The organism is Aeromonas intestinalis (assembly GCF_054052485.1).
Window position 1 is genome coordinate 1 of sequence record NZ_JBSTYK010000032.1, and the last position, 5,251, is coordinate 5,251.

A 5,251-nucleotide genomic window follows, 5' to 3' on the forward strand; every position below is an offset into this window, starting at 1 on the left:
TGCCGGTCACGGCGCTGATCACCGGATTGGCACCGTCACCAATGGCGACGCTCAGGGTGGAGGAGACTTTGTCACCATCGCTGTCTGTGAGCGTGAAGCCCGCCTTGAGCAGGCTGTCGGCACTGCCCTGATCCAGCGGCTGGTTGAGGGTAAAGACGTAGTTGCCGTTTTGATCCAGGGTCAGGGTAAAGACATTCTGGCCGTTGACGCTGCCGCTGATACTGTTGCCACTGATGCTGAGCACCACTGGCTGGCCACCGCTGGTGAGCCCCTGCAGGCCCGGCTGGTTGGCATCGAAGCTGATATTGACCAGGGGATCGGCGCCTGCGGTGATATTGAGCTGACCGGAAAGGCTCTGTGCCGCGCCCCAGTCGCTGTCTTCCACCAGATGCAGGGAGACGGCGTCCACGCTCGGCAGAGCGCCATCCGTGATGGTGATGTTGAGGGTGCCGAGGTTGCTGTGGTCACCGTCAAAATCGGTGCCCTGCACCTGCAGCCCCAGATTGACGCTGTTGCTGTCCACCGGCTGGTCCAGCACGCCGTCCAGTTGCAGGTGGTATTTTCCGTCCAGACCCAGTGTGACAGTCAAAATCACCTTGCCAGCGCTATCAGATAGGGTAATCACATTGCCATTGACCTGATAGGTAGTGGGTTTGCCGCCGCTGGTGAGGCCATCAAGACCCGGCTGGCTTGCCTCGAAATTGAGGGAGGCCAGGCGGTCGCTGCCCACATTGACCGGCAGCTGGCCGTCCAGGCTCTGGTTGGTGCCCCCTTCCTGCAGGCTGATGCCGGCGTCAGTGCCGAGGCTGGGATCTGTCCCGTCATGGATGGTCACCTGCAGATCGGCGCGGGTCTCATCCCCGTCTATCTCCTTGGCCGACACGCTGAGGCCGAGGGAAAGCGTATCGCTGCCCTGGTGATCCAACGGCCCCACCAGAGAGATGGTGACCTGGCCGTCGATGTCGCTACCCGACTGGGTAGCCGTCAGTTCGGCCTTGATCACCTCCACGCGATGGCCCTGATCATCGGTGTAATAACCGATCAGCAGGCGATCGCCGCTGAACTCGAAGCTCAGCACATGGCCGTCACTGCTCATGCCGCTGCCATTGAGACGAACGAGGGTATTGGCCTGATCCGCGAAGACGGCACTGCTCGCCACCAAGGGATCGGCCTGGTGACCAATCACGAAGTGGCTCTGTCCCACCACGGGCGCCTGATCGGTGAAACCATCCTCGGTCAGGGAGACAGAGGGAAGCGTGAAGGCTGGCGGCGTGCTGTCCACCAGATTGACATTGAGATTGGCGTGCACCAGATCCCCGTCGCTGTCGCGATATTCCAGCGAGAACGGCAGGCTCAGGTTGTCCTGGCCGTGATCCAGACTCTGGTTCCAGACGATGCGATAACTGCCGTCATTGGCGAGGGTCAGGGTGAAGACGGTGTTGCCACCCGCCGTGGCGGTCAGGGTCTGGCCGACCACCTGATAACTGAGGGGAGAACCATGACTGCTGAGGCCAAGCTGCTGGAGGGCCCCCTGATCGGCTGCGAAACTCACCTGCAGATTGCCATCCAGCCCCGCCCCCGTATGCAGGGAACCGGTCGCGGTGATGGGGCCCTTGGCCAGGTCTCCCTCGGAGAGGGTCAGCACATCGCTCTGGCCGATGAGAGGAGCCCCGTCTATCACCCGGTTGCCCGCGAGATCGGTCACCTCGGCCCTGACTTCATAGGGGCCGGTGATGCCCGTCAGATCCAGGCCGTTCAACTGCCAGCGGCCGTCACTGCCCACCAGGGCGCTGTCGCTGTAGAGAATCTGGCCATTCTGGCCGATGAGGGTGATGGTGACGCTCTGGCCCGCTTCCACCTCGGTGGTGGTGCCGCTCAGGGTGACGTTGTCATGACCCAGGATAAGATTGGTATCGAGATCGTCGATATCGATGCTGGCCCGGGTATCGACGGTGACGGTCAGGTTGTCACTGGCACGGTTGCCGGCGATGTCCACCGAGTCGACACGAAAGTCATAGGCACCATCTGGCAGGGTATTGGGGATCTGGTATTGCCAGTTACCATTGCCATCGACGACCAGCACCGCCACCACGTTGCCACCCAGACTCAGGGTAACGGTAGCGCCGGGTTCCCCCTTGCCTTGCAGGAGCGGCGTGGTGTCATGGGTCAAGTCGTCCACCTGGCTGGCACCGGTGTCGCTTTCATCGGCCAGATCGAGTGTGATGGTGGTGATGGTATCGAGCAGGGTATGGCCCAGATCGCTGGCACGATTGCCGGCGGCATCCTGGGTATCCGCCTGTATGGTCAGGGGGCCGTCGGTCAGCTTGCCGGTCACATCGCCAAAATTGGCCTCCCAGACGAACCCGGGCAGCACCACTGTGGTGGTGGTGAGACGATTGCCATCCTGATCGATCAGGGTCACGGTCACCGTCTGGCCAACTTCCACATCCTGTACCGTGCCACGGATGATGACCCCAGCCGCCTCGTCCGCGTTGATGATGTTGTCGTCGGTCTGGGGTTCGGTGATGGTGATATAAGCCTGCTGATCCTGATCCTCCACGTAGGGCTCTTCATTGCCCTGGGGCTGGATCTGATGATCGGTGTCAAAACCGGCTTCCGCCACGGTGAAATCGTTATTGAGATCCACCACCACGAAGCCACCGGCACTGGAGCCCACGACTCCTCCGGCAGTCCCTGCCGCCGCATTGCCGGCGGCAGTCTCTTCGAACACGGCGGTCGGGTCGGCCCCTTCGCGAATGGCCTGCTGCAGGCTGGCCAGTTCAGGATCGACGGCCTGGGGATCCGGCTGTGCCTTGGCCAGCTCGGCCTGATCGAGGTTCTCTCCGTCGGCGGGATCTCCCAGTTCGAAGCGGCCATTGCCTTCGGTCAACAGGCGTTCGCCGGGCTGGAGCTGCATGCCCACGGTGGCAGGACGAAGGGTGCCGTCGGCATCCATCACAAAGACCTTGCCCTCCAGATGATTGATGAGGGTCGGTTTTTCAATTCGCAGCTCAGCCATAACTTCATCTCCAACTCATGAGCACGGACTCTAAAGAATACAAATCCGTGGTGAATAGACGCCTATTTTACCCCTGTCCAGTCTGGAGAACCCTTCGGCATTTTCGAAAATATAGAAAGGAAATAGCGTTATTAGTCCTATTAAATGCAATGAAATCGTTACCAATCCACTTTTAATACGAAAGCTAGACTCATAAGGTGACTTTCTGTACGGTGGGCAACAGGATTGGCGTCATTATTACGACAGCTTGTGTCAGATGGGCAGCCTATTAAATAATCGACACTTTATTTAAGCATCTAGCCGCGTCCGTTTTTTTCAAAATCAGCAATTGCATATCAATGCATTTCTCATTCAATCCAGACAAGCCGCTTCCTGCCTCACATCCTCTCGGTGAGGGGTGTACTGCCTGACAACACACCTTCAACCACTGCCAGTACACCCCGTCGCCATTGGCCATAACCCATAGATAAAGATAGGAATCCAATCTGGATCCCATTTCTGTGCTTTCTCTTCCCTGTCAATTGATCTAGCGCAAGAGGCCACGTGATAAATCATCATCCATTTTACCCATTTGGTATTATTTCCGGGCTGAAAATGCATAAAAACCATTGTTTATACATCAATAACAATTAAACGGCCTGCCATGCCCATTCGGGTAGTGATGTCCACGCAACAAGATGGACCGGTCAGGCCCGGTAAGGACGTTTTATCTGGGAGTGATGACCGTGGGTTCAAATAACAACATGTTGAGGCAGGGCCTGGCGGCCTTGCTACTGACCGCTCTGCTCGGCGCCAGCGGCTCGGCACTGGCCGAAGAGACCGCCGCCAAGGGCAAGATAGAGGCGCGCAACGAGCTGTTCGCCAAGGATCATGGGGATCAGTTCAGCAGCTGGCAGGCCACCAGTGAGAGCAAGGAACGTACCGACGCCCTGGCCGAAGACCCCAACATGGTGGTGCTCTGGGCCGGTTACCCCTTCTCCAAGGATTACAACAAACCCCGTGGTCACGCCTATGCCCTGACCGACGTGCGGGAAACCCTGCGCACCGGCGCCCCCAAGAGCGCCGAAGACGGCCCCCTGCCCATGGCGTGCTGGAGCTGCAAGGGCCCGGATGTAGCCCGGGTTATCGATGAGAAGGGCGAAGATGGCTACTTCAAGGGGATGTGGGCCAAGGGCGGGCCGGAGATCGTCAACACCATTGGCTGCGCCGATTGCCATGACACCGCCTCCAAAGAGTTCAAGGAGGGCAAACCCGCCCTGCACCTCTCCCGCCCCTATGCGGACCGCGCCATGACCGCCATCGGCAAGCCGTTCAAGGAACAGGGCCGCTTCGATCAGCAGTCCCAGGTGTGCGGTCAATGTCACGTGGAGTACTACTTCAGCGGGCCCACCAAGGCGGTGAAATTCCCCTGGGACAAGGGCACCTCGGTCGAGCAGATGGAAGAGTACTATGACGAAATAGGCTTCGCCGACTGGACCCATGCCCTCTCCAAGACCCCCATGCTCAAGGCCCAGCACCCGGAATACGAGACCTGGCGCGCCGGTATTCACGGCCAGAACAATGTCGCCTGCGTCGACTGCCACATGCCCAAGGTGCAAAACGAACAGGGCAAGGTCTACACGGATCACAAGGTCGGCAACCCGTTCGATCGCTTCGAGCAAACCTGCCGCAACTGCCACACCCAGAGCAAGGAGATGCTGCAGGACATCGTTCACCAGCGTAAGGAAGCCGTGGTCGAGACCAAGCTGAAGGTCGAGAAGCAGCTGGTACACGCCCACTTCGAAGCCAAGGCGGCCTGGGATGCCGGCGCCACCGAAGCCGAAATGAAAGACATCCAGCAAGACATTCGTCACGCCCAGTGGCGCTGGGACTTCGCCATCGCCTCTCACGGGGTGCAGGCACACGCGCCGGAAGTGGCTCTGAAGATGCTCGGCAGCGCCCTGGACAAGGCCGCCGATGCACGCACCAAGCTCGCTCGCCTCCTGGCCGCCAAGGGGATCAGCCACGAAATCGCCATTCCTGACGTCTCCACCAAGGAGAAGGCCCAGGCCGCCCTTGGCATGGATATGAAACAGATGAATGCAGACAAGGCCCAGTTCCTCAAGACCACTGTACCCGCCTGGGATGCCGAGGCCAAAGCGGCCGGACGGCTCGCACAATGACGCGGACTGGGGGGCCCCGGCCCCCGGGCCCCCCCGGGTTGGGGGGGTCCTATGGGGTTTTTTAAAATTT

At 59.6% G+C, this 5,251-nt stretch carries 2 protein-coding genes; one reads left to right on the forward strand and one right to left on the reverse strand.

The window, feature by feature from the left end; all coding sequences use genetic code 11:
- The coding region (locus ACW5W7_RS21240) for a retention module-containing protein (protein ID WP_456502999.1) at nt 1-3,019 on the reverse strand (3,019 nt) is incomplete at its 3' end.
- Nucleotides 3,020-3,738: 719 nt separating this feature from the next.
- On the opposite strand from ACW5W7_RS21240, the gene nrfA reads away from it, so the two are divergent.
- Entirely contained in the window at nt 3,739-5,181 is a 1,443-nt protein-coding gene (nrfA, locus tag ACW5W7_RS21245; protein ID WP_434662554.1) for an ammonia-forming nitrite reductase cytochrome c552 subunit, read from the forward strand.
- Nucleotides 5,182-5,251: the final 70 nt, after the last annotated feature.

Bases quoted from the DNA above. Each gene is read 5' to 3' on its own strand.
- nrfA (WP_434662554.1), top strand. From the start codon at position 3,739: ATGACCGTGGGTTCAAATAACAACATGTTGAGGCAGGGCCTGGCGGCC.